This window comes from Pseudoalteromonas sp. NEC-BIFX-2020_015 (assembly GCF_012952265.1).
Taxonomy (GTDB): Bacteria; Pseudomonadota; Gammaproteobacteria; order Enterobacterales; family Alteromonadaceae; genus Pseudoalteromonas; species Pseudoalteromonas neustonica.
The window spans coordinates 25,874-51,641 of record NZ_JABCJL010000016.1 but is presented as its reverse complement, the minus strand read 5'-3'; the positions used below and the strand labels follow the sequence as shown (position 1 = coordinate 51,641).

The following is a 25,768-nucleotide window of genomic DNA, read 5'->3' as shown; positions in this document are numbered from 1 at the left end:
CATTTTATCTAAAAAGAAATTTTCTCTTCAAGCTGCGTGAAATAATCACCAAAACGTATCGGTTGCTCTGCTGGGTTTGCTATTTGCTTTAACCATAATTGCTGATATTGTTGCGAGAGTGGGATCTGTTGATATTGCATTATTGACCAATTTTCACTGGGTTTATACGCTTTTATTGCTGTCTGACAACTATCACTTTGTTGCCAACCAATAGGCGGCGTCACTCCATTTGCAATAAATAAGTTTGGCGCTACAAAGCCTTTTTGCTGGCATAACCATGCTTGCTTAGTTGCTGGTAAAACGTACTCATCTTCAAAACCACTGAAATGCATGAGCTCATGTAAAAATAATCCGTAGTGACTCGCTGAATTTAGGTGCATGATTCCACCACTGACGTTACCTAAACCACTGCGTGTCATCATCACAATAAAGTCAAATCCAGTTGGCCATACTTTATTGTTAACAAGCGGCCGCCAATCGCATCGTGCTGCATGCTCTGGATGTTGTTGACAGTTTATTGAGTCCCCTAAGTAAATGGGTTTACTAAAACAAAAGCTTCCTGCTCTTGGTTGAGGTTCTATTTGATAGCGGGTTTTAAATATATTGAGTTGTGCTAAGCCTTGGCGATGATCTGTCATCATCAGCACATTAAACTGACAATGCGATTGTGCTTGTTGCTGTGCAAAAGATAATAAAAAACCCTCATGGCTTGCAAAGCGTTGATCAATACTCGCTGGCGCCGCACTATATTGTAATTTTAATTGCTCTGCTGCATCGCTTTCAGGCAACAAATGCAGCTGTGATAATGCGGTTAAATCGTCCCAACGCTCTAATTTCAGCAATAACGCACTGAGTTTACGGCGTTTATCAGCATTTTGTTGGGCAGCGCTCGCTCGCCAAAAAGGTAAGGCAGATTGCCCCTTACCATTTTTTAATAAGCGTAATGCCCAAACAAACTGTGCATCAGCTTCACCGCTCAAAGCTAATAAATATAATGTAGGATCGGGCAAAGAACTCAACAGGGATTTAAAATCATCAGCAAAGCGGTAATAGTTTATAAAAATCGAAGTCGGGGTATGTTTTACATGCCAAAAAGCAAGAGCGTGATGCTGATTCACCGAGCTAGGTAACCCTCCTAAGCTCAGTATAACAACAACGCTGATTAGCCATTTAACTAGCGTTATCACCAGCCATTAACTCAAGCTCTAAACGTGCATATTTATATTCAACAAATTCATGGACATTAGTTGCAAGTGTTAACCTAAAAAAGTCTGCTGCTTGATAATTAAGCCCTTCTGCTTGATACATTTTTGCAAGATAAAAATAAGCCTCACATAAACGTTGAGCATATTCTTGCTCTGACTTTACACCTTCGCTGATGGTTGCCAAAAAAGAATGTTCGCTCATATCACCTAAATACAATGAAATTAGCCCATATGCCCACTGGCTATCGTCTAGTCCTTGTGCATTTGCTTTTAGATTTGCAAGAGCTTTTATTGGTTCATCATCAGCTTGCGCAAGATAAAGCCATAAAACACGATATGGGTCACTTGGTGCACGGGCTAAAAACTCAGACAGATCAGCCGATGCTAATACAGGTCTGTTTCCATAATAGAGCGCAATACCACGATTCAAATATGCATATTCATGCTGTTCATTGAGCTCTAGTGCAGAATCAAAAAGTTCGTAAGCTTTTTCATATTGCTGCATCAAGGTGTGGTGAATACCTAAAAAGTTATACACCTCAGCCAAGTTGGGCTTTAATTGTACAGCGCGATTAAAATCAATACGTGCCAGCGTCGGCATCCCTAAGCTATCGAATAATACTCCACGGTCGTAATATAACTTAGCTTGTTGTTCTGGCTCTAAATCAGTACGATTTAATAGCTCTGAGTAACGCGCTATCGCTATTTCACTACGAAAATCAGACGCTAAAGGAGCTGTAAAAGGGACGTTTACAATTGGCGTTGGTTCAGCTTGAGACGTTGACTGACAAGCGCTTAAAGACAAAACAGCAAACGATGCTAAAGCGATGTGTTTAAGTATCATTAAAATCCTTAATACCTAGATAAGTAGCAAACAGATAAGACAAGTGCTATCCAAAGAGGTTTCATTAAAGCATAAAAAAAGAGGCTATACAGCCCCTTTTTTATGCTATCCAGAGAATATCTGGATTAAATATCAACAATTAAGCGTCAGTAGGTGCGTCAGCTGCAGGTGCTGCTGATTCCATTGCTTCTTTGATACTTAGACGTACGCGACCTTGGCGATCTACTTCTAGTACTTTAACTTTAACTTCTTGACCCTCAGAAAGGTGATCAGCAACGTTATTTACGCGCTCAGTACTAATTTGAGAAATATGTACTAGACCATCTTTACCAGGAAGAATGTTTACGAACGCACCGAAATCAACGATACGTACAACTTTACCTTCGTAGATAGTACCTACTTCAAGCTCAGCTGTTAATTGCTCAATGCGGCTAATTGCATTTGCTGCGCTTTCGCCGTCAGTTGCTGCAATTTTGATTGTGCCATCATCACCGATTTCAATCGTAGTACCTGTTTCTTCAGTAAGTTGACGAATAGTTGCGCCGCCTTTACCGATAACTTCAGCGATTTTCTTCTGTGGTATCTTCATTGTGTAGATACGTGGAGCAAACATTGAAAGTTCTTCAGACGGTGCTGAGATTGCTTCGTCCATCACACCTAGAATGTGTAAACGTGCAGCTTTTGCTTGTTTAAGCGCAATTTGCATGATTTCTTGTGTGATACCTTCAATTTTGATATCCATCTGTAGTGCAGTGATACCTGCAGCAGTACCCGCCACTTTAAAGTCCATGTCACCTAAGTGATCTTCATCACCTAAGATGTCAGAAAGAACAACGAACTTCTCATCTTCTTTAACTAGGCCCATCGCGATACCCGCAACAGAAGCTTTGATTGGTACACCTGCATTCATAAGTGCAAGTGAAGTACCACATACAGAGGCCATTGAAGATGAACCATTTGATTCAGTGATCTCAGATACAACACGGATTGAGTAAGGGAACTCAGTCAATGTTGGCATTACAGCTGCAATACCACGCTTAGCTAGGTTACCATGGCCGATTTCGCGACGCTTAGGAGAACCAACAAAACCAGTTTCACCTACGCAGAACGGAGGGAAGTTATAGTTAAGCATAAAGTGGTTTTTGTGCGTGCCAGTTAAATCATCGATTAACTGTGAATCACGCTCTGTACCAAGTGTAGCTGTAACAAGTGCTTGAGTTTCACCGCGCGTAAAGATTGCAGAGCCGTGAGTACGTGGCAATACGCCAGTCATTACGTCTAGTGCACGGATCATATCTGGTTCACGACCATCAATACGTTTCTCGCCAGAAGCGATACGGCCACGAACGATTTTCTTCTCTAATGAACCGAATACTTTGCCAACTTCTTGCTTGTCTAGAGACTCGCCTTCAGCAAGTTCGGCTGTTAATACTGCAACAACTTCATCTTTAGCTACGCCAAGTGCTTCTTTACGAGCAACTTTATCAGTGATGCGGTAAGCTTCGCCTACTTTCTCAGCTGCAATAGCGGCTACTTTATCTTCAAGCGCTACGTTTTTCGCAGGTGCAGTCCAATCCCATGTAGGCTTACCTGCTTGTGCTTTAAACTCTTCAATTGCAGTAATGATCGCTTGAGATTGCTCATGACCATATACAACAGCACCAAGCATTACGTCTTCTGCAAGTACGTTAGCTTCTGACTCAACCATAAGTACCGCTTTATCAGTACCTGCTACCACTAAATCAAGTTGGCTTTCTTCAAGCTCTTTTAATGTAGGGTTAAGTACATATTCACCGTTGATATAACCAACGCGAGCAGCACCAATTGGACCACTGAATGGGATACCTGAAATAGCTAACGCTGCTGAAGTACCAATCATCGCAACCATATCAGGTTGGATTTCAGGGTTAACAGAAACAACAGTAGCAATAACTTGTACTTCGTTTACGAAACCGCTTGGGAAAAGTGGACGAATTGGACGGTCAATAAGACGTGCAATAAGTGTTTCACCGTCGTTAGGACGACCTTCACGCTTTAAGAAACCACCAGGGATACGACCAGCAGCGTACATACGCTCTTGGTAGTTAACTGTTAGCGGGAAAAAGTCTTGGCCAGGTTGCGCTTCACGCTTACCAACAACAGTTACTAAAACTGATGTATCACCAATGCTTGCTAGTACTGCGCCGTCAGCTTGACGTGCGATAGCACCTGTTTCGATGGTCACTGTGTGCTGACCTAGTTGGAATTCTTTAATAATTGCTTGCACTTAAAATGTTCCTTAAATGTGTTCTAATAAGTTGTCATCAAAGTACCAATTACAGTACATAATTGTATTCAGTTGGAAATCAATTAAGTACTACAATTGGCAATGATGCGAATAAGCGTAGACAAACCTTTTTATCTACGCGCGTAGTATATACCAAAGCCACATAAAAATGCGAGTCTAGCGACTAGATAATACAGACTCTTGATGTCACTTTGCTTACACGTATAGTCCAGAAGTTATGGTGGGGATTTCAACCTACTTTTCAAGCGTTTTAGGATAAAAGCAGCAAAATATTTGACAAATTTTAGACACAAAAAAAGGAGCTAAAAAGCTCCTTTCTATGTAATCTAGTTCTTAGCGACGTAGGCCAAGTTCTTGGATTAACGCAGTATAACGTGCAATGTCTTTACCTTTAAGGTAATCAAGCAGTTTACGGCGAGTGCTTACTTTACGAAGCAGACCACGACGTGAGTGGAAGTCATGCTTGTGATCAGCAAAGTGACCTTGAAGCTTGTTGATATCAAAAGTTAAAAGTGCAACTTGTACTTCAGGTGAACCAGTGTCGCCTTCAGCGCGTGCGAATTTTGCAATGATATCGATCTTTTCTTGATTACTTAGTGACATAATAACTCCAAAAATAAAATTTAAAAGGTGTCTTAGCCGATCACTAATTCAGCCAAAACGATTAAGCGGGCGTATTCTACCAAGTATGGGGATAACTACAAGTTAATTATCCCCATCTATGGCTAATAGCCAGCTTTAAATAACAACTTCAGCTATTCAGGTTTTACGTAATCATCTTGCTGACTGGCAAGTCCACGCTTCACTTTTAAGTGACCGTTAGCATTCGCTTCGCCTGTACCGATGAAAACACCATCAGCCAATACCTTAATTGAACCATCAGGTAACGCTATTGGTAATTCGACCGCCTGCCCGTGACTAAACACAGAGCCTTGCGCTTTCGTTATTTCAACAACCGGTAAATCAACTAACGCAGTATCAATTGGTAATAGCAACGCATCTAAATAAGTTGAAAGAACAATTTCTTCACTTTTCGCTTTTGCAAGTAGCGCTTCAACTTCATCCAAGGAGACCATTTTATCTGCAGGGTACTGACCAACAGCGGTTCTGTGTAGCATAATAACATGTGCGCCACAGCCTAAATTTTCACCTAGATCGTCTACGATGGTACGAATATACGTCCCTTTTGAGACGTGGGCCGTCATTTGAATTTCATTGCGCTGTTCATCAAACTCATCGAACGTTAAGCTAAACACATTTATTTTTCTGCATTTACGAGGTACTTCAATCCCTTCGCGCGCATACTTATATAAAGGTCGCCCTTGATACTTAAGTGCTGAGTACATTGACGGGTATTGATCAGACTCGCCAACAAATGCGGCAATTTCTTTTATCAGTTGCTCACGCGTCACATTGACATCTTTGGTACTGACAATTTCACCATCAGAATCAGACGTTGTAGTACGCTCGCCTAATTTGGCGCGCACAACATAGGTTTTGTCAGTATCAAGTAAAAACTGCGTGAACTTGGTAGCCTCACCAAAGCAGATCGGCAGCATACCCGTTGCAAGCGGGTCAAGAGCACCTGTGTGCCCCGCTTTTTGTGCAAAATAAGCACCCTTAGCTTGCTGTAATGCTTTATTTGATGAAATACCGTGTGGTTTGTTTAACAACAAAATACCGTCAACAGGACGGCCTTTACTGCGCTTTGCCATCTGTATTTGTGCCTTCTTCGCTATCTGTTTCGTCATCTACTTGATTAACGTCATCAACGCTATCAGCTTCGTCATCTACATGCTTAGCATTGTCTTCACGAATGATTGAATCCACTAAGTTAGAAATGCGCATGCCTTCCATCAGTGAGTTATCAACTACAAACTTCAGCTCCGGCATAATACGGGCGCGAATACGTTTACCCAATAATGAGCGGATGTATCCTGTTGCTTCGTTTAATACGTTAGCACTTTGCTTCGCTGCATTTTCATCTTCTATATTAAAAACAGTAATGAATACTTTAGCGTAAGACAAGTCGCGTGATACTTCTACAGCCGACACTGTCACCATGCCTAAGCGTGGATCTTTTATTTCACGTTGCAATATAACAGCAATTTCTTTTTGAATTTGCTGAGCAACACGATCAGTACGAGAAAATTCTCTCATTATACTTTACTCTAAAATTATAACTCATTGAGAAATATAAATAAGTTATTTAAATAATGGATACACAAATGGGGGCTAAGCCCCCATTTATAATCTTAGCTTACGAGCAATTAAAGAGTACGTTGTACTTCAACTGTCTCGAATACTTCGATTTGGTCACCAACGCGAACGTCGTTGTAGTTCTTAACGCCGATACCACATTCCATGCCGTTACGAACATCAGCAACATCGTCTTTAAAGCGACGCAGTGACTCAAGCTCACCTTCGTAGATAACCACGTTTTCACGTAATACACGAATTGGCGCGCTACGCTTAATCGTACCTTCAGTAACCATACAACCAGCGATAGCGCCAATTTTTGGTGACTTAAATACGTCACGTACTTGAGCAAGACCAATGATCTCTTGCTTGAACTCAGGTGCTAACATGCCAGACATGGCTTGTTTAACTTCGTCAATCAAGCTGTAGATCACGCTGTAATAACGTAAATCTAAGTTTTCAGTCTCAATCACTTTACGAGCAGATGCATCAGCACGAACGTTAAAGCCAACCACGATTGCGTTAGATGCTGCAGCAAGTGTTGCATCTGTCTCAGTGATACCACCAACACCAGAACCAACAATCTTCACTTTAACTTCATCTGTTGACAATCGAGTCAATGAATCAGAAATCGCTTCGATAGAACCCTGAACGTCTGCTTTAAGTACTACATTAACTTCAGACACATCGCCTTCAGTCATGTTAGTAAACATGTTTTCAAGCTTCGCTTTTTGCTGACGCGCTAACTTAACATCACGGAATTTACCTTGACGGTAAAGTGCAACTTCACGCGCTTTACGCTCATCTTTAACAACAGTTGCTTCATCACCAGCAGCTGGAATGCCTGATAAACCTAAGATTTCAACTGGGATAGAAGGACCTGCAGAGCGAATGTCTTTACCGTTCTCATCGCGCATTGCACGAACACGACCATACTCAAGACCACATAATACAATGTCACCTTGGTTAAGCGTACCTGATTGAACAAGTACAGATGCAACTGGACCACGGCCTTTATCAAGACGAGATTCAATAACAACACCAGCCGCCATACCAACACTTGGGGCTGTAAGCTCAAGTAGTTCAGATTGGTTTAATACCGCTTCTAGAAGCTCATCAATACCTAAACCAGTTTTAGCAGAAATATGCACGTACTGTGTATCACCGCCCCACTCTTCAGGAATAACGTCTAGTTGAGCAAGCTCATTCTTAACGCGATCTGGGTCTACGCCTTCTTTATCCATTTTGTTAACAGCAATGATTAAAGGAACGCCAGCTGCACGCGCATGCTGTACTGCTTCTTTAGTCTGTGGCATTACACCATCATCTGCTGCTACCACTAGGATTACAATATCAGTCGCTTTAGCACCACGAGCACGCATTGATGTAAACGCCGCGTGACCTGGAGTATCTAAGAACGTGATCATGTTGCCATTAACATCAACATGATAAGCACCAATATGCTGTGTGATACCACCCGCTTCACCTGATGCCACTTTCGCTGAGCGAATGTAATCAAGTGTTGATGTTTTACCATGGTCAACATGACCCATTACAGTTACTACTGGAGCACGAGGCTCAGACTTACCATCTTCATGGCGGTCATTTAGTACTGTTTGCTCTAATTCATTTTCTTTAACAATGATAACCTTGTGACCCATTTCTTCTGCAACTAACTGTGCAGCTTCTTGGTCAATCACTTGGTTAATGGTAACCATGTCACCCATTTTCATCATTGTTTTAACAACTTCAGCGCCTTTAACTGCCATGCGTGATGCAAGCTCAGCGACTGTAATTGTTTCACTAATACGCACTTCGTTTTTAACATCAACAGTTGGTTTTTGGAAACCGTGCTGTAATGATGCTGGTGCTTTTAGCTTACCTTTTTTGCCTCTCGAAGGAGAAAACTTCTCTTTCGCTGGGGCTTTTTTCTTTTTCTTCGCACGGCGTGTACCTTGCTCATCACGAGCATCGGCAACATCTTCTGCTTCACGTGCGTAAGTTGAAGTCGTAAGATGGTGATCCGCTGTCTCTTCGCGTTTCTTACGTTCTTCTTCTTCTTTCTTCCAGCGTGCTGAGTTTTCTTCAGCTAGCTTTCTTGCTTCTTCTGCTTGACGTTTCGCTTCTTCTTCAGCTTTCTTCAATGCGGCCTCTTCTGCTTCTTTTTGCAGACGCTCAGCTTCAACGCGATCTTTCTCTGACTTAGCGCTTTGCTCTGGGGTCATCTGCTTCTGTTTTGCTGCACGTTCAGCATCTGCTTTACGTTTAGCTTCCTCTTTTGCTTTACGGTCAGCCTCTTCTTTGGCTTTACGCTCTGCATCTTGTTTTGCTTTAAGCTCAGCAGCTTCTTGCGCTGCCTTTTGCTCAACTTCACGACGAGCGGCTTCTTCAGCTGCTATACGTGCTTGTTCTTGCTCTTGCTCAATAGCGCTTTTCTTCACGTAAGTACGGGTTTTGCGAACCTCAACCTGTACAGACTTTGCTTGACCTGTAGAGCCAGTTACACTCAGTGTGCTTTTGCTCTTACGTTGTAAAGTCATACGTGCAGGGCCATCTGAGCCTGTGCCGCCATGTTGCTTGCTTAAGTGATCAAGTAACGTTGCTTTTTCAGCTTCAGTTACATTATCACCTGCTTGCTTAGTGATACCGGCTTGCGATAGTTGTTGAAGTAATTTATCAACAGTTGTACCAATATCCCCGGCTAGTTTTTCAACATTTACTTCTGCCATAGTCTCTAATACCTCCGTTAATAAATTACTCGTCTGCGAACCAACAAATATTACGTGCAGCCATAATTAGCTCACCCGCTTTCTCAGAAGAAAGCTCTGTAATATCTACTAATTCGTCAATACCTTGTTCTGCTAAATCTTCTAACGTAACAACCCCTTTGCTTGCCATAACAAACGCTAGGTGACGTTCTAACCCTTCAAGTGCTAATAAATCTTCAGCAGGCTCTGCACCTTCAAGGCTTTCTTCTGTTTTCAATGCTTTCGTTGTTAATGCATCTTTTGCACGCGAACGAAGTAAATCAACCATTTCTTCATCTAAACCATCAATTTCTAAAAACTCAGCAGCTGGTACATAGGCTACTTCTTCAAGTGTTGAGAAACCTTCATTAATAAGCAATGACGCAAAATCATCATCGATATCAAGGTTTTGTGTAAATAAGTTAATTAGCTTGTCTGACTCAGCTTCGTTCTTAGTACGCATGTCTTCAACTGTCATTACGTTTAATTCCCAACCAGTTAACTGGCTAGCAAGACGAACGTTTTGACCGTTACGACCAATTGCTTGTGCTAGGTTATCAGCTTCAACAGCGATATCCATAGAATGCGTATCTTCATCCATTACGATAGATGCAACTTCAGCCGGTGACATTGCATTGATAACAAACTGTGCTGGATTATCGTCATATAGTACGATATCAACACGTTCACCACCAAGCTCTGTAGACACAGCTTGTACACGTGCGCCACGCATACCAACACACGCACCAATTGGATCAATACGTTTGTCGTTAGATTTTACAGCGATTTTAGCACGTGAACCTGGATCACGTGCAGCGGCACGTAATTCAATCATCTCTTCGCCAATTTCTGGCACCTCAATGCGGAACAACTCCATCAGCATTTCAGGCTTAGAGCGCGTTACAAATAACTGTGCGCCGCGTGCTTCTGGTTTTACTTCGTAAAGTAGACCACGAATACGATCGCCTGGACGGAAGTTTTCACGAGGTAACATGTCATCACGGTAAATTACCGCTTCTGCATTATTACCTAAATCAAGCACGATTGCATCACGCGTTGCTTTTTTTACAACACCCGTTACTAACTCGCCTTCTTGATCTTTATATGCTTCAACTACTAATGCGCGTTCAGCTTCACGTACTTTTTGTACGATTACCTGTTTGGCCATTTGTGTTGTGATTCGATCAAACTTGATTGATTCAATTTGCTCTTCAACAAAGTCACCCATTTGTAGATTTTCATCTTCAACTTGTGCAGCTTCTAATGTAATTTCGCTGTATGGGTTTTCAAGTGAACCATCTTCAAGTACTGGAGCAATCTGCCAACGACGAAATGTGTCGTAGTCACCCGTTTTACGGTCAATTGCTACACGAACTTCAATTTCGCCAATATGTTTTTTCTTAGTCGCTGTCGCTAATGCGAACTCTAACGCTTCGAAAATCTTTTCTTTTGGAACCGCTTTCTCATTGGAAACGGCTTCAGCAACCAATAATATCTCTTTTGCCATGGGTAATGCCTCGCTTGCCCTATTCCTTCGCACTCGTATTAAAACTTTGCGATGATGTTCGCACGTTCAACGTTGCTCAGCATGATTAGATGCTCAGCACCATCACTTGATAGTGTGATCATATCACTGCTAACTGATACTAAGTCGCCTTTAAAATTACGACGACCATCCTGTGGAAGTTTAGTACGTACGCGTACTTCCTCTCCTTGCGCCTTCTCGTAATGGTCTTGTTTGAATAATAGACGATCAACACCCGGAGACGACACTTCCAAATCATATTCGTTTGTAATTGGGTCTTCGACGTCTAAAATTGCGCTAATTTGACGACTTGCGTCAGCACAATTATCGACTGAAATCCCCGCTTCATGATCAATGTAGACTCTAAGCGTAGAATGGCGACCGGCTTGCACAAACTCAAGACCATGTAATTCAAAGCCTAACATCTCTACTGACGGTGAAAGCATGGTTAATAAATCTTGCTCAAGTTTTGTCACGAAAATCCTCCATACAAACAAAAAAAGGGCTTATAGCCCTAAAATACTTAACTTATTCCTTGGTATAAAACCAAGTGGTGCAGATACAACAACGCCCCGAACCAAGCGGGGCGTCACACCTAAAGCATAAAACTGTGTGGCCATGGGCCAAGCTTGGTTGCGGGTAGCTAAAGGCCACCTGAATAAGCACAACTGCTTAAACGCAAAACGCGCATTACATAGAATGCGCGATTTCAAATCAGTAACAAAAAATCGCTACTCAAAGTTGTGGTTGCGGGAGCCGGATTTGAACCGACGACCTTCGGGTTATGAGCCCGACGAGCTACCAGACTGCTCCATCCCGCGACAACTAGCATCAAGTGTCCTTGATACATATTTAGCAAAAGTAAGCTAAGCTAAACAATAACGCCTATTATAAAGAGGGTTGCTGTAATTAGCAACCAAAAACTAGTAAAGAAAACACAATCGAAATCCATGGGATAAACACTCACGATAAACAACAATTATTGCATAGCATTGCAATAATCAAACCCAGTATCGTATCTCTCAATAAACAATTAAAAAGCAAATATCATCACAGCGTTGAGTAATATATATGACGAACCAATTGATGCCGTGTGATTACTGTAAGCTAATCATTTCAGAATGAAGTCTATCGATCTGACGCTGCTCTACGTCTATTAATGTATGATACTTAGATGTTACCGCCTCCATCTTTCTGGATAATGAATCATCATAAGTCGCATCCGTGATATTCGTTGGCTGTTCACTTACTTCATCCTCAAGCGCTGATATTTGCTGGTTCATGTTGATTTGATATGTATTTATTTTTGCCTGATGCCTTTGCATCTCTCGCTTAATTGTCTGTAAACGAATAAATGAATCTATACCTTTACTCTGTGGCGTTTGTGTACTTTTAACATCACTGTTTTGGTTTTCTTTTAAATGTTTTTTTTCACTGACTAAACGATCAATGTCATGCTGTTCACGTTCAATTAACACAGTAAATCGTTGTGAAGCGTTAGTCATTTGATTTGCTATTGCAATATCCTTTTTTGCACCCGATAAGTTATTAAGCTGCGCATCAGATTGATTTACTAACGCTGCAATTATTTTATTCATTTTAACGCTAAGTGTATCGATCTTATCTTGATGTTGTTGGATCTGCGCGTCAATCTGTTTCAAACGAATATAGCTATCAATATCAGACTCCCCCGTTGCCTCCAGTATAACTTTTGGTGTAGGTACGCTTTTTTGTTCTTTTACAACAATAAACTCAGCATTTTCCCCGCATGGAAATTGACTAAATTCCACGACCCCTTTGTTCTCACATTTATAAACGTTGGCATGTAAAGGCCCCACGTAACAAAGGGTAATCAGGCAAGATAAAGCAATTTTTAATATTTCACTATGGTACTGACGATTAATCACAGATTACATTCCTTTGTTTGAATTTCTTTTTATACCACATTTATATACAAACAACCTCAAGATGCAAACTTCAGCGTTTCACAGGGGGTTAATACCAATCTGCGTAGATATTGGGGCGATTTAATCGCGGCGCGAAGTTTGTAACCTAGCGGGCTAAGTAAAAACCGAGCAACAAAGACTAGGAAGAACGCTTTGGCCAGCACGCCTTACATAATGAGATCCAACTTTAGAGGTCAATCGTATAAAAGTGTTTTAGGTTAAGTTTATGGCATATAAAATATTACGATTTATTTTTGGCGACCAGCTCAATGCAAATCACACTTGGTATAAAGAAGAAAACCAAGCGCAATACCTTTATGTCATTGCTGAATTAAAACAAGAGACTAATTATGTAAAGCATCATATACAAAAAGTCGCAGCATTTTTTTCAGCTATGGAAAACTTTGCCAGTGCCCTTAAAAAATCACAATTAAATGTGTTGCATTTAACCCTTGATGACACCCAACATGATGAGTCCATTACAACTCTTTTAAAGCGTTTAGCTGAGCAATACCAATGCCAGGAAATCCAGTATCAGTATCCAGATGAATATCGGCTATATCAGCAAATGCAGCAGTTAGAATCACACATATCTTTGAAAGTAAGCGCCTGTGATAGCGAACATTTTCTATTACCTTACAGTGATATTAGCGCCCACTTTAAAAAAGATAAACATGTGAAAATGGAGTTCTTTTACCGCATGATGCGCAAACGCTTTAATATCTTAATGAAAGATGGCGCACCACAAGGCGGACAATGGAACTTTGATCAAGACAATCGTAATAAATTAAAGAAAGCCGACTTAGCAACAATCCCTGAACCTAAAGTATTCAGTAATGATATTGAAATTATTTTACGGCGAATTAATAATCATAAAATAAGTACACTAGGTCATTGCTCTTCAACTCTTTTATGGCCTACGAGTCGCAATCAAGCAAAACAACTACTAGATTACTTTTGCACCCACCTTTTACCTCATTTTGGTCAGTTTCAAGATGCCATGACGTGTCAAACATCACACAAATGGAGCCTTTATCACAGTCGTATCGCTTTTGCTCTTAACACAAAAATGTTGCATCCAATGCACGTTATTAACCAAGTGTTGAGTGAATTTGATAAGCGAAAAAATGAAATTAACTTGGCGCAAGTTGAGGGGTTTATTAGGCAGATTTTAGGTTGGCGAGAATACGTAAGGGGTGTTTATTGGCAAAATATGCCAGACTACGCGACTAAAAACGAACTAAATGCAAAACGGGCATTGCCCGATTATTTTTGGCACGGTAACACAAAAATGAACTGCATGAAGCAGGCAATCGATCAAAGTTTAGACACGGCATATGCGCATCACATTCAACGATTGATGATCACAGGCAACTTCTGCTTATTGACCGGCATCAAGCCTGATGACGTAGATAACTGGTATTTAGGAATTTATATCGACGCCATTGAATGGGTAGAAATGCCTAACACACGAGGAATGAGCCAGTTTGCTGATGGTGGGCTAATTGCAACAAAACCGTATGCTTCGAGCGGAAACTACATAAACAAAATGAGTGATTACTGTAAAGGTTGTCATTATAACGTCAAACAAAAAAGTGAAGAAACAGCCTGCCCGTTTAATAGTTTATATTGGCTATTTATGCATACCCACGAAGCCCGCTTATCGCGTAACCCACGCATAGGTATGGTCTATAAAAATTGGCAAAAGCAAAACGAAACTCAACAATCGGCAACTTTAAAAAGAGCGCAGTGGTGCTTAACTAATATAGAAAAACTCTAGGGCCTGTTGACCTTTGTGGATTGAAATTTGTTCAATCTAGGGGCAATTTAATCGCGGCGCGAGGTTTGTAATCGAGTGGGCTAAGTAAAAACCGAGCAAAGCTTGTGCGTCCTGCTCACGCCCCTTACCTACATCCGTGTAGGTAACAAAGAGTTAATCGCCCCTAGGAAGAACACTTTGGGCAGCGCATGTTTGGCATTTATACTGAGTTATCGCCTATGGGGAATAACCACACATCATAGACTCTGCCTTGCCTAAAAACCAAACTCACTGCTGAAAATTCAACCTCGAAAGATAAACAGGCCTAGCACCAAAGTATCAAAATAGGTAATGTTGTTAATTTAATGTTTAATTAATTTGTCATTATAGTGTAACTACTCTACTTTTTAATATTAGTAATTATTTCACAACACTATGAGAACACGATGAAAAAACAGCTTTTAACAGCACTATTACTTTTAAGTACTAGCCAAGCTCAAGCGTTTAGCCAAGAAACACATAAGCGCATTGTTATTGATGCCGTAAATTATATGCAGCAGCACCCAAGTAGCACGGAATTTTTGGCTTTGAGTCGCTATGCTCAGCAAAATAATATGACCATAACACAACTGGCTGACGTACTCGGTCAAGCCGCCTATGATGTAGATGACTTTGAAGATACGTTCTTTTGTGGCGCAGTCACAGGTTCATGCGTACAAGCTCCTGTCTGGGGAGCAGCTGAAAGTATTGTTAAATACACAAGCTATTGGCACTTTCAAAATCATACACAAGGAGCAGATCAACATGGTAACGACTTTGGCGGCTATAATTACCAAAAGCTGACTGTATGGGGCACTGTTGATAACCTAGCATCAGCGTGGTTAAAAGGTGACTACCTTGACGATGGAAAAGGAGGCGAGACAGGTTGGTTTAATGCTGATTCGTCAAAATATAATAGCTATGGTGTTACTGAAGCCAATTATAGAATCGACAGTGATTCTACCTATAGCATGTATGATGATTTTGAAGAAATGCCATTTCAACCCATTGATAACTTAGGTCAATATTGGTATCAAAGTTATTTACAAAGCGGGAACCCGCAAGTATTAGGTTTTGTTTTCCATACCACTGATTTACTGCAACCACACCATACCTGGACAACATCAGATCTAAATCATTCAAGCTGGGAAAGTTGGGTAAAAGACTACTACGATCAAGAAAAACTGAATGACACTGCTTTGATCACACAAGCAATGCAAACATTTTCAGCACTGGATATTAACAGCCAAGATGTTCGACCTTTACTAACACAAGGAGGAGCATTTTCTTATTCCCAAGGCGGTATTGTACTTAATTCAAAAGATCACTACGACCGTTTAGATACAGCAAAACAGGTTATTCCCCATGCTATTGCAATGGTCGTACATTTACTTAATCATGCGATGGTAGCTCGCCAATGAAAGGATTGACTACAATCTTGTTGTTACTATTAGGGGTGCTTTATAACCCCTTAACAGTGGCATCATTTAACCAATATACTAATGCGGAAGTTCGCTTTATGCATCAAGTATATAAACAACATAATACGAACATTAGCATCAAAGAGGTTCGTACCCGCGTATTTGAGAACCAATTTTTACTACAGCAAGCTGAACAAAACATGCCTGAACTGATAGCACGTCAATCAGAGGTTGGCTTTAGTACGCAATATCATGTTGAGCGTTATTTAATGAACATATTTAACTCTCAACTGAGTTTATCTGGGCATAATATAAAAACGGTTAATTTTACGCAATACACTACCCAATGGCTTATTCAAGTATTAGCTAACTACCCAGCAGATGGTAAATATACTGCCGAACAAGTAATTAAATTACAGCAAACTAGTTTAAATAAACTGTTTGTAAACCCTATTACTCTTTATGATTTTATTACACCGCTATCTATGCAAGTACGCTTTAGACTACACCAAGGTGATAGTAATTTATTTAGAAGTGAAGTGCTTAAAAAGCGGCAATTTAATGCTGCTCTTTTAGCTGCAACACCACTACTTTTAAAACAAGGGATAAATATTGACCACTTGCAGGAATTAGCTAAAGGCGAAATTTTACGCCCTTCAATTCAAAGCTGGCTAGGTATTAAAAACATGATGCACGTACAAAGCCCTATTCTTGATAGCCTTGAGCAGCAAATATCTGACGAAGAAATTAAAATTTACTACCAAGCAAATAAAAAAAGATTTAAATATCTAAATAACGTTACTGCTTACGGAGTTGAATTTACAAGCCGAGAAGATGCGATTAAATTTAGAAAAGCGGTACATAACAGCTCATTCACTCAGGCATTAACATCTTTTAAGCAGCATGATATTTATGCTCAGTATCAAAATATGCTAACCCGTAAAAATAAAAGTAATTGGGTCATACAGTTGGCTTTTACACAAAAAGAAGATGAACTATCCCACGTGATTCGATCACCTGACGGTTTATGGGTGGTAATAATGAGCAATAACCACCACTATAAATATTTTACCTCGGCGGACGAAACCGTTATATACCAAGCTAAAAAAGCCATTGCAATACAAAAAGCAAAGCACAGTTATCAACAAAACTGGCTAGCTTGGCAACAACAAAATGCAATACTGTTATGAACAAAAAAACTATTTTTATTATTAGTGGCATTATTTGCTTAATTTTTTTAGCCGTGAATTTTTTCTCAGAGCATAAATATATCAATGATGTTACTGTATCGACACCACATATAACCCCGTCACTACCCATCACAAATATCAGTTTTGATTCAAAAGCACCAAGCAAAAACCAAACAGTTGTAAATTCCACTAGCAAAAGCCATATGGCAGTAAATACTATCAATAGCCGTCAGTCACAAACGCCTATAACAACACCTCATTATATACCCAATATAACAAAGAAAACCGTCAACGCAGCCAATTTTGAAGGTGACATATTAGATCATCAAGCTTACTTAGACTTTCATAACGAACAGCAAACACGGCTTGAACAACGTTTTGTTATTGCAGCAAAAGAAAAAATAGTAAAGCTAGAAAACCTACTTGAAAAAGGACGTCAACATGGACTCCCGCAAACGCAGTTACAAGAGGCTATTGATAAAATAGCCGTTCTAAAAAATATGCAAGCCAAGTTAGAAAGCAAAGGTAGCAACTGACCTAATACCCTTAAGTGCGCGCGGAGGTGAGCTTTACGCACAGAAAACAAAAAACCGCCTCAAAAGAGGCGGCTAAAAATAACATTAAATCAGGGGAATATCAAAGGGCTGGTTATTTACCTTCTAGCAGGTTGCCACTGCCAATTTCAATCTTACGTGGCTTAAGTGCTTCAGGGATTTCACGCTGTAAGTCGATACTTAACAAACCATTAGCTAAGTCCGCACCGAGCACTTTAACATGATCACCCAATTGGAATTTACGCTCAAAGTTACGCTCAGCAATGCCTTGATGAATAAACTTGCGCTGTGCGCTCTCATCTTTATTGTCTTTAATGCCTGCAACTTTTAAAGTGTTGTTTTCTGACTCGATAGTCAGCTCATTATCACTAAAACCAGCAACGGCCATAGTAATACGATATTTATCTTCATCGAGCGCCTCAATATTGTACGGAGGGAAACTTGGCTGCTTATCAGTACGAGCTGCCGCATCCATTAAAGATGCTAAATGATCAAAGCCGATGAATGAACGATAAAGTGGTGATAAATCTACTGTACGCATAATAATATCCTCATATTTAAGCGATATTTTGCAAGTGCTTTTCCATTGAACAAGCACAGGCAAAGTTTAATTAATAATATAAATTTCAATTACTTCTGTTTAATTGGGACCCATCAGGCGTCCTCACTAAACTATATATGGACGGCAAAATTGTTTTCAAGATTATTTTGAAAAAATATTTTATTTTTTCAAAACTACTTTTGCCTACTCAAATTAATAAGGGTGCGATGTTTACTTTTCAAGGTTAAAATAAACTGAAAAATTAATCACAGAGATAAATATGAAAAAAGTAAAAAGCTTGATGATCAACCTAATCATCATTGCTGTGGTCTTTTTTGCAGTTACAGCATATCAGCAGCGCAATTTACTCGCGACAAGCAACAGCCCTGCCCCGTATTTTAATTTACCCCTAGTTAATGACAACGAGCAACGGATCAATATTGCGATGCTAAAAGGCAAAACCACCGTCGTTTATTTCTTTGCACCATGGTGTACTATTTGTCGATACAGTATGCCGAATCTAGAATCTGTAACAGAGGACTCTAATATTAATGCAATTGGTATTGCGCTTGATTATAGAAACCCACAGGAAGTAGTTGATTTTGTATCAGATCTTAACTTAACAATGCCAATTCTATTAGGTGATCGCCATACTCAAAGCAATTATAAAATAAGCGCGTTTCCAACTTATTATATCATCAACGAACAGTTACAAATCACCGCACGCTCAATGGGGTATTCAAGTGAACTTGGCATAAAAATAAATGCTTTATAAACCACGAAACATTTTGTAACAGCTCCCTACATTTAGGTACATTTTCACAACATTTTTCTAAGCATTTATACGATTTTTAGCTCTATCATACGTGGCAATCACATTTGTTCACAACCATGGAAGAGACATGATAGCCAACCAACTGCACACACTTTTTCGTTTAACACCGCTTGCCCTTTGTTTGCCACTTTTAGCACAGGCAAATACTAATACATCAACAAATAAAGACACTATGGAACATATAGACGTTGTCTATAAACGCAGCAGTATCACCAGTGAAATAACAGAAAACACCGAAAAATTAGTCACTATGCCCGGCGCAATGGGCGACCCGCTACGTGCTGTTTTTGCATTACCAGGTGTAGTTGCTGCGGGTGGCTCAATGAGTGAGCCAGCTGTACGTGGTTCATCACCTGATGACAACCTATTTGAAGTTGACTTTATGCCTGCAGGCTATATCTTTCATGATTTTGGCAGCTCTATTTTTAATCGTTATTTAATTCAAGATTTCCAGCTTTACTCTGCAGGCTACGGTTCCAGCTATAGCAATGCCACTGGTGCCGTATTTGACGTAACACTGCGTAACCCAAAGTACCAACCGATTACAACCACACTGGATTTTACAATGTTTAATGCCGGTGTTTTTATGGAAGGACAGTTAACAGAAAACACCGCATTTTATTTATCAGGGCGAAAAAGTACCTTACCCCTATTTTTCTCAAAGGGTGAAGAGCTTGAAGATGACGATGGAGAGCTCAGTGGTGTCACCATCAACGATGCGCCTGATGATCATGACTATCAAGGAAAGTGGATTTGGGACATCAATGATAAAAATGCACTTACGGTATCATTTACAGGCGCTAAAGATTCAGTTGCAGCAGGTTTTAATCAGCGTGCCGAATTATCACTAAAAAATCCAGAATATCAAGGAGATGCTGATTTCATTCGCGAATTTACCAGCCAAAGTATTTTGTGGGATCACTTTAATAAAGACTTTAGTTTACGGTTAGGTATTGGTGCACTCGATCATTCAGGGCGATTAGAATACGGTAAACGCGCCACCTTGAGTGATGGTTTTTTTGAAGAAGAACAGGAAAAACAAATCACCTATAAAGGCCGCTTAAATTGGCGCATCAATAAAGCTCAGCAACTTGTATTTGATGCTGCTTATTTTGATAACGACACAACTTACAGTTACGATGGCTTTCAGTATCTTTGTACTGAGTTGGACCCTGATTGTGATTTAAATAAAGGCGAACGCATCACGGGGAAAGACAGCCTCGCGCTTGATAAATACTTTGTTGGTGCTAGTCATATTTGGGATATCAATGACCAATGGCAAAGTGAAGTTGGTGTACAGTATCAGAGCAATGATTACACCGATGAAGATTTTGTTATGCCACGCCTTGCGCTTACCTACTTTATTAATGATCGTAACAGTATTAACGCCAAATATGGCCACTATAACCGTATGCAAGATGTTGACTACATATTACCAGAGCATGGTAACCCTAATTTACGTTCGCAAACCTCAAAACATGGCAGCCTAGGTTTTGCACAAGAACTTGCGGGTGATTGGACATGGTCTGTTGAAGGGTATTATAAAACCATGGACGATTTACCATTAGCATTAAATAACTACCCTGATGCAGCAACGCTTTACAGCAACGATGTCACAGGGCGTGCTTACGGTGTTGACTTATTAATTAATAAAAATAAAACGGATAAATGGTATGGCTGGCTCGCTGTGAGCTATGCTAAAAGTGAGCGTACTGATCAACGCCAAAACATCACCCGAGACTATTACGCTGACACCCCTTTAGTCGTCAATATGGTGTTTAATTATCAAATCAGTGAAAAGTGGCAAGGTGGCTTTAACTTCACAGCACGCAGTGGTCAAACTTACACCCCTATTATTGGTGTAAAAGAAAACCCTGAATTTGAAGGCCGCTTTTTGCCCGAGTACGGTGACCCGTTCTCAAAACGTTTTGATGTATATCATCGCCTTGATTTACGCTTTGAGCGCACAACGGACTTCTGGGGCCTAGATGGCGTGTTAATTTTAGAGTTAATGAACGCCTACGGCCAAGCAAACACCAGCAGCATAGATTTAGATTATCAAAAAATCACCTCAACCAATGATTTGATCATAAAAGAAAGTGAAGATGACTTTGAAATGCGCCCGTCTATTGGTTTTAGCTTAACCTTTTAACGTAGCATAAGTGAGTCACTCCATGGCGTGCCCTCGAGTGACTCACTTATAATTGCTCAAATCATAAAACCTCAAATCATAAAAATAGAACTGTCCAATCGTTTTTTTGCACTGTATATTTTTATATCTAGTGATTAGTATCACTTTAAATCAAATCGAGGAGAGCGATATGTTAACTGTAATTTTTGGCCGTGAAGGCTGCCCATTCTGTGTTCGTGCAAAAGACGTTGCTGAAAAATTAGCAAGCCAGCGCGATGACTTTAAATACCGCTATGTTGATATAATCAAAGAAGGTGTTAGCAAAGCTGACTTAGAGCAATCAGCAGGCAAGCCTTGCCCAACTGTACCGCAAATATTTGTTGACCAAAAACACATTGGGGGCTTTACAGAATTTGAAGCGTACGCAAAAGAAAACCTCGGCCTTTACCAATAACTGTGTGTCTAATATGTTAACCAGCTTGACTTGCTTAAAAATCGAACTGGTTAAATTTCAATCAACATCAACCACATATAAATTAGTTGTAATTTATACAAGCATTTGCCTCACAAATCCTATACAATGCGCGCCTCTTTAAATTCGTTGAGGCGTATTAATGTCAGAACCAGTCACGTTTGAATCTCTAAATCTTTCTCCTGCAATCTTGAAGGCAGTTGAAGAGTTGGGTTACAAGACACCATCTGAAATCCAAGCTCAATGTATACCGTTATTGCTAGAAAGAAAGGACGTACTGGGACTAGCTCAAACGGGTACAGGTAAAACCGCAGCATTTGCACTGCCATTACTTAATAATATTGACCCGTCTGTGAAGCAGCCGCAGATCCTTGTACTCACACCAACCCGTGAGCTTGCGATCCAAGTAGCTGAGGCATTCGAACAATATGCTAAACATGTTCGTGGTATTGAAGTATTGGCACTTTATGGTGGCCAGAGCTACAGTATCCAACTAAGTGCACTTCGTCGTGGCGCGCAAGTTATTGTCGCTACTCCAGGTCGCTTAATCGATCATATTAACCGTGGCACTATCAAGTTTGATGCTTTACAAGCATTGGTACTTGATGAAGCCGATGAAATGTTACGTATGGGCTTTATCGATGATGTTGAAAACATCATGGAAAAAACACCGCGCGAAAAGCAAACATGTCTTTTCTCTGCGACTATGCCTAAGCAAATTCAAAATATCAGCAGCAAATATATGAATAACCCTGAACAGGTTCATATTTCTGCGCGTAACTCAACTGTATCATCTGTTGAGCAAGTGTTTTGGAATGCAAGCGTACACAAGAATAAAGCCATTGTTCGCTTTTTAGAAGCTGAGCAATATGAAGGCGCTATTGTATTCGTGCGTACTCGTAACGATACAGTACAGCTTTCTGAGTTATTAGAGCGCGAAGGTTTCTCTGTAGCTCCGCTTAATGGTGATATGAACCAGCAAGCACGTGAACGCACTGTAGATCGCTTAAAAAGCGGCATGTTGAACATCGTTATCGCAACAGACGTTGCGGCACGTGGTCTAGATGTTGACCGTTTAAGCCTTGTTATCAACTACGATATCCCACAAGATTCTGAAGCCTACGTTCACCGTATCGGTCGTACAGGTCGTGCTGGTCGTACTGGTAAAGCAATTTTATTCGTAAAACACAATGAACGCTATTTACTTAAAAATATCATGCGTCATACGAATTCAGATATTGCACAGGTTGAATTGCCTACAGCTAAAGTAGTTGAAGAAAAACGTATCGAAGCGTTACAAGCAAAACTTGCTATCGCACTTGAAAACAAAGATATTACCTTCTTCAATGAAGTAGCTATTAAAATGGCTGAAAAACTTGAACTTGCTCCTGAAGACCTAGCGGGTGCGTTACTGTGTTTAGCACAGCAACAATCACCAATTAAAGTTGAAGAAGTTAAGATTCAACCTCGTGAACGTAACGAGCGTAACGACCGCAACCCACGTAACGATCGCGGTGACCGCGGACGTCGTAACGAACGTGGCGGCGAGCGTGGTGGTGAACGCGCTGAGCGTAAACCTCGCGAACGTAACAGCCGTGATGCAGGCCCTATGGATACTTACCGTATCGAAGTAGGTCGTGAGCATGGTGTGCAAGTTAAGAACATTGTTGGCGCTATCGCTAACGAAGCTGATATCTCAAGCAAGTTTATTGGTGATATTCGTTTACACGATAATCACAGTACGGTTCAATTACCGCAAAACATGCCAAAAGATGTACTTGATCATTTCCAAAAAGTGTTTATTTGTAAACGTCCAATGGGCTTAACAATTACACAAGATCAAGGCCCTGCTGAACCTCGTGGCGAACGCTCTGAGCGTCCATCAGGTGACAGAAAGCGCACTGATGGCCCTCGTGGTGATAAGCGCAGCGGCCCTCGTAAAGAACGTCGCCCAGTAAGCTTCACAGCTAAATAAGCAACGCGTCTTTAATAAAAAAACCTTGCCATGTAAATGGTAAGGTTTTTTTGTGTCTGGAATAAAGTAAAGTTAGTAGAAGGAAGTTAGCGAGAATAAAGTTTTAGAGAAGTTACACCGTAAGTTTTAAGCCTTAAGCGGTAAGTTGTAAGTTGTGGTTGTTCCATATTACTTAATGGACAACACTGCTCACTTGTATCTTATTAAAAACCAAGAAAGGGGTTTACCCTCTCCCCAAAAAAACATTTCTTCCATTCATTTATTAGTATGAAGGTTAACGTCCCTATTCATTTTAATCCTTTATTAATGTGACTACTTAATTAAATAAAACCTTACAAGTCACGCTCTTTATTATTCTCCATGCTCTATATAATGTTAATGCTATTGTAGAAAAAACACGCATTCGCTTTCCATATTAAAAAGCGAAGAATATGGCTTATCTTAAAATTATGAAACAAAAAAGCCCCATCATTTTCATGGTGGGGCTATTTTTTAAATGATTATTCCAATATCTAAGGCGCTACGGCAGGGTAAACATAACTTGCGTCTATTCCTAGCGGTAAACCAAGTGCCCAGTAGCCGAGTAAAAATAAGCTCCAGCCAATCATAAAGGCGATTGAGTATGGCAGCATCAACGCAATGAGCGTGCCGATTCCGGTGCCTTTGACATACTTTTGGCAGTAAACAACAACTAGCGGAAAGTAAGGCATAAGCGGTGTAATGATATTAGAGCTTGAGTCTCCAACCCTATAAGCTGCTTGCGTTAGATCGGGTGAAATGCCCAACTGCATTAGCATAGGCACAAATACAGGACCTAGCAGCGCCCACTTAGCTGAGCTTGAGCCTACAAATAAGTTAACAAAGCCTGTTAAAAAGATGATGCCAACGACAGTTACAGCACTGGGTAATTCCATCGCTTTTAAAAGCTGCGCGCCTTCAATAGCCAGTAATGCACCTAAGTTTGATTTACTAAATGCGGCAATAAATAACGAACAGAAGAACGCCATAACAATATAGTACGCCATGCCATTCATGGCTTTACTCATAGCATCTATCATGTCTTTGGTGGTTTTAAACGTGCCGACTGTAAAGCCATATACAGCACCCGGGATCCAAAAGAGTAAAAAGATTAACGGCACAATTGACTGCATTAAAGGCGAACTAAAATTAGTAAGCGAGCCATCACTGCTGCGCATTGCAGAATCTGCTGGTGCTGAAACAAACGCTAACAATGCAAGACCTGCTATCATCACGCTACTTGCAATAAAAAAGGCACGTTTTTCATCACTGCGCGCATCTTCAAATACGGGTAAGTCTTCTTCTGCGCCATCAACTTTTGTTTTTTGTAAACGTGGTTCGATAATTTTATCAGTGATATACCAGCCTACTAATACGATAAACAAACTTGACGCCGATGCAAATGCCCAGTTATTTAATGGGTTTACCGTCATTGTAGGGTTAATTATTTGCGCTGCACTTTGCGTAAAGCTTTGTAATAGTGGATCAATTCCTGATGGAATAAAGTTAGCCCCAAAGCCACCACTTACCCCTGCAAATGCGGCTGCAATACCGGCAAGAGGATGGCGTCCTGCAGCGTAAAAAATCACACCCGCTAATGGTATAACCAATACATAACCAGCATCGGTTGCTGTATGGCTAACAATAGCAACTAGGATAATCGAAGGAGTTAATAGCTTTTGCGGAGTTACTTTAAGCATTAGCTTAAGGCCAGTATTGATGAAACCTGAATGTTCAGCAACACCTACACCTAGCATAGCCACTAATACCACACCTAACGGTGCAAAACCTGTAAACGTTTTTACCATAGAAGATAAAAAAGTGGCCAAAGAATCACTTGCCAGCATGTTGTTAATTATAATGGCTTCACCAGTACGTGGATCAATGGCGTCAAAACTTACGCCAGAAAACCACCATGATAAAAACCAAATTAATAACATGGCAAACAAAAATATAATTGCCGGATCAGGTAGCTTATTACCCACCCGTTCAACAAAGTTTAAAAATCGAGCAACAACACCTGTTGGCATTGCCACATCATTATTATTATTCATTTCGCTTGTTCCCTAGAATTAATACT

Annotated in this window: 20 protein-coding genes and 1 tRNA gene; 8 read left to right on the top strand and 13 right to left on the bottom strand. The window is 40.5% G+C overall.

Features of this window, described 5'->3' with window-relative positions; all coding sequences use genetic code 11:
* Positions 1 to 8: 8 nt before the first annotated feature.
* From HH219_RS13090 to HH219_RS13040, 11 genes are all read right to left on the bottom strand, one after another.
* The gene (locus tag HH219_RS13090) at positions 9 to 1,118 is read right to left on the bottom strand and encodes a hypothetical protein (protein WP_169327711.1); all 1,110 of its coding nucleotides are present in this window, start codon (positions 1,116 to 1,118) and stop codon (positions 9 to 11) included.
* Between the two features lie 52 nt (positions 1,119 to 1,170).
* Positions 1,171 to 2,049 (bottom strand): lipoprotein NlpI, encoded by an 879-nt coding sequence (gene nlpI / locus HH219_RS13085; protein ID WP_054206019.1) that lies wholly within the window; start codon positions 2,047 to 2,049, stop codon positions 1,171 to 1,173.
* Positions 2,050 to 2,188: 139 nt separating this feature from the next.
* Positions 2,189 to 4,315: a polyribonucleotide nucleotidyltransferase gene (gene pnp / locus HH219_RS13080; RefSeq protein WP_054206020.1), complete on the bottom strand. Its 2,127-nt coding sequence runs from the start codon at positions 4,313 to 4,315 to the stop codon at positions 2,189 to 2,191.
* Positions 4,316 to 4,669: 354 nt separating this feature from the next.
* Positions 4,670 to 4,939 (bottom strand): 30S ribosomal protein S15, encoded by a 270-nt coding sequence (gene rpsO / locus HH219_RS13075; protein ID WP_016707659.1) that lies wholly within the window; start codon positions 4,937 to 4,939, stop codon positions 4,670 to 4,672.
* Between the two features lie 152 nt (positions 4,940 to 5,091).
* The gene (gene truB / locus HH219_RS13070) at positions 5,092 to 6,051 is read right to left on the bottom strand and encodes a tRNA pseudouridine(55) synthase TruB (protein WP_054206021.1); all 960 of its coding nucleotides are present in this window, start codon (positions 6,049 to 6,051) and stop codon (positions 5,092 to 5,094) included.
* A complete protein-coding gene (gene rbfA, locus HH219_RS13065) occupies positions 6,035 to 6,496 on the bottom strand; it encodes a 30S ribosome-binding factor RbfA (protein WP_054206022.1) in 462 nt (153 codons plus the stop codon). The genes truB and rbfA overlap by 17 nt, the downstream gene beginning before the upstream one ends.
* Positions 6,497 to 6,606: 110 nt before the next feature.
* A complete protein-coding gene (gene infB, locus HH219_RS13060) occupies positions 6,607 to 9,264 on the bottom strand; it encodes a translation initiation factor IF-2 (RefSeq protein WP_054206023.1) in 2,658 nt (885 codons plus the stop codon).
* 25 nt (positions 9,265 to 9,289) lie between these two features.
* The gene (gene nusA / locus HH219_RS13055; protein WP_054206024.1) at positions 9,290 to 10,789 is read right to left on the bottom strand and encodes a transcription termination factor NusA; all 1,500 of its coding nucleotides are present in this window, start codon (positions 10,787 to 10,789) and stop codon (positions 9,290 to 9,292) included.
* Positions 10,790 to 10,827: 38 nt separating this feature from the next.
* Positions 10,828 to 11,283 carry a ribosome maturation factor RimP gene (gene rimP, locus HH219_RS13050; RefSeq protein WP_054206025.1) on the bottom strand — a complete coding sequence of 152 codons (456 nt, stop codon included), beginning with the start codon at positions 11,281 to 11,283 and terminating at the stop codon, positions 10,828 to 10,830.
* A gap of 268 nt (positions 11,284 to 11,551) precedes the next feature.
* Positions 11,552 to 11,628, bottom strand: a tRNA-Met gene (locus tag HH219_RS13045).
* A gap of 276 nt (positions 11,629 to 11,904) precedes the next feature.
* Positions 11,905 to 12,597 (bottom strand): hypothetical protein, encoded by a 693-nt coding sequence (locus HH219_RS13040; RefSeq protein ID WP_169327710.1) that lies wholly within the window; start codon positions 12,595 to 12,597, stop codon positions 11,905 to 11,907.
* A 382-nt stretch (positions 12,598 to 12,979) separates the two neighbouring features.
* Between HH219_RS13040 and HH219_RS13035 the strand changes: the two genes are divergently transcribed.
* The 4 genes from HH219_RS13035 to HH219_RS13020 all read left to right on the top strand — a co-directional run bounded on the left by HH219_RS13035 (position 12,980) and on the right by HH219_RS13020 (position 17,698).
* A complete protein-coding gene (locus tag HH219_RS13035; RefSeq protein ID WP_169327709.1) occupies positions 12,980 to 14,533 on the top strand; it encodes a cryptochrome/photolyase family protein in 1,554 nt (517 codons plus the stop codon).
* A gap of 425 nt (positions 14,534 to 14,958) precedes the next feature.
* Positions 14,959 to 15,972: a phospholipase gene (locus HH219_RS13030; RefSeq protein ID WP_054455203.1), complete on the top strand. Its 1,014-nt coding sequence runs from the start codon at positions 14,959 to 14,961 to the stop codon at positions 15,970 to 15,972.
* The gene (locus tag HH219_RS13025; protein ID WP_169327708.1) at positions 15,969 to 17,162 is read left to right on the top strand and encodes a peptidylprolyl isomerase; all 1,194 of its coding nucleotides are present in this window, start codon (positions 15,969 to 15,971) and stop codon (positions 17,160 to 17,162) included. The genes HH219_RS13030 and HH219_RS13025 overlap by 4 nt, the downstream gene beginning before the upstream one ends.
* On the top strand, positions 17,159 to 17,698 hold the full coding sequence (locus HH219_RS13020; protein ID WP_169327707.1) for a hypothetical protein: 540 nt from the start codon (positions 17,159 to 17,161) through the stop codon (positions 17,696 to 17,698). Before HH219_RS13025 ends, HH219_RS13020 begins: the two co-directional genes overlap by 4 nt.
* Before the next feature lie 112 nt (positions 17,699 to 17,810).
* Here HH219_RS13020 and HH219_RS13015 read toward each other — a convergent pair whose 3' ends face one another.
* Positions 17,811 to 18,257: an Hsp20 family protein gene (locus HH219_RS13015; protein WP_054206031.1), complete on the bottom strand. Its 447-nt coding sequence runs from the start codon at positions 18,255 to 18,257 to the stop codon at positions 17,811 to 17,813.
* Between the two features lie 280 nt (positions 18,258 to 18,537).
* Between HH219_RS13015 and HH219_RS13010 the strand changes: the two genes are divergently transcribed.
* The 4 genes from HH219_RS13010 to HH219_RS12995 all read left to right on the top strand — a co-directional run bounded on the left by HH219_RS13010 (position 18,538) and on the right by HH219_RS12995 (position 23,670).
* Positions 18,538 to 19,032 (top strand): TlpA disulfide reductase family protein, encoded by a 495-nt coding sequence (locus HH219_RS13010; RefSeq protein ID WP_169327706.1) that lies wholly within the window; start codon positions 18,538 to 18,540, stop codon positions 19,030 to 19,032.
* 127 nt (positions 19,033 to 19,159) lie between these two features.
* A complete protein-coding gene (locus HH219_RS13005; RefSeq protein ID WP_211842133.1) occupies positions 19,160 to 21,244 on the top strand; it encodes a TonB-dependent receptor in 2,085 nt (694 codons plus the stop codon).
* Between the two features lie 169 nt (positions 21,245 to 21,413).
* Positions 21,414 to 21,677 (top strand): GrxA family glutaredoxin, encoded by a 264-nt coding sequence (locus tag HH219_RS13000; protein ID WP_054206033.1) that lies wholly within the window; start codon positions 21,414 to 21,416, stop codon positions 21,675 to 21,677.
* Between the two features lie 160 nt (positions 21,678 to 21,837).
* Complete coding sequence (locus HH219_RS12995) at positions 21,838 to 23,670, top strand: DEAD/DEAH box helicase (protein WP_054206034.1); 1,833 nt, start codon at positions 21,838 to 21,840, stop codon at positions 23,668 to 23,670.
* Positions 23,671 to 24,182: 512 nt separating this feature from the next.
* Here the strand turns inward: HH219_RS12995 and HH219_RS12990 are convergent.
* Positions 24,183 to 25,742: an AbgT family transporter gene (locus tag HH219_RS12990; protein ID WP_054455213.1), complete on the bottom strand. Its 1,560-nt coding sequence runs from the start codon at positions 25,740 to 25,742 to the stop codon at positions 24,183 to 24,185.
* Positions 25,743 to 25,768 lie beyond the last annotated feature (26 nt).

What these genes read in the sequence shown, in the direction of transcription:
- nlpI (WP_054206019.1), bottom strand. Translation starts at nt 2,049, where the DNA reads ATGATACTTAAACACATCGCTTTAGCATCGTTTGCTGTTTTGTCTTTA.
- rpsO (WP_016707659.1), bottom strand. Translation starts at nt 4,939, where the DNA reads ATGTCACTAAGTAATCAAGAAAAGATCGATATCATTGCAAAATTCGCA.
- truB (WP_054206021.1), bottom strand. Translation starts at nt 6,051, where the DNA reads ATGGCAAAGCGCAGTAAAGGCCGTCCTGTTGACGGTATTTTGTTGTTA.
- rbfA (WP_054206022.1), bottom strand. Translation starts at nt 6,496, where the DNA reads ATGAGAGAATTTTCTCGTACTGATCGTGTTGCTCAGCAAATTCAAAAA.
- infB (WP_054206023.1), bottom strand. Translation starts at nt 9,264, where the DNA reads ATGGCAGAAGTAAATGTTGAAAAACTAGCCGGGGATATTGGTACAACT.
- nusA (WP_054206024.1), bottom strand. Translation starts at nt 10,789, where the DNA reads ATGGCAAAAGAGATATTATTGGTTGCTGAAGCCGTTTCCAATGAGAAA.
- HH219_RS13035 (WP_169327709.1), top strand. Translation starts at nt 12,980, where the DNA reads ATGGCATATAAAATATTACGATTTATTTTTGGCGACCAGCTCAATGCA.
- HH219_RS13030 (WP_054455203.1), top strand. Translation starts at nt 14,959, where the DNA reads ATGAAAAAACAGCTTTTAACAGCACTATTACTTTTAAGTACTAGCCAA.
- HH219_RS13025 (WP_169327708.1), top strand. Translation starts at nt 15,969, where the DNA reads ATGAAAGGATTGACTACAATCTTGTTGTTACTATTAGGGGTGCTTTAT.
- HH219_RS13020 (WP_169327707.1), top strand. Translation starts at nt 17,159, where the DNA reads ATGAACAAAAAAACTATTTTTATTATTAGTGGCATTATTTGCTTAATT.
- HH219_RS13015 (WP_054206031.1), bottom strand. Translation starts at nt 18,257, where the DNA reads ATGCGTACAGTAGATTTATCACCACTTTATCGTTCATTCATCGGCTTT.
- HH219_RS13010 (WP_169327706.1), top strand. Translation starts at nt 18,538, where the DNA reads ATGAAAAAAGTAAAAAGCTTGATGATCAACCTAATCATCATTGCTGTG.
- HH219_RS13005 (WP_211842133.1), top strand. Translation starts at nt 19,160, where the DNA reads ATGATAGCCAACCAACTGCACACACTTTTTCGTTTAACACCGCTTGCC.
- HH219_RS13000 (WP_054206033.1), top strand. Translation starts at nt 21,414, where the DNA reads ATGTTAACTGTAATTTTTGGCCGTGAAGGCTGCCCATTCTGTGTTCGT.
- HH219_RS12995 (WP_054206034.1), top strand. Translation starts at nt 21,838, where the DNA reads ATGTCAGAACCAGTCACGTTTGAATCTCTAAATCTTTCTCCTGCAATC.
- HH219_RS12990 (WP_054455213.1), bottom strand. Translation starts at nt 25,742, where the DNA reads ATGAATAATAATAATGATGTGGCAATGCCAACAGGTGTTGTTGCTCGA.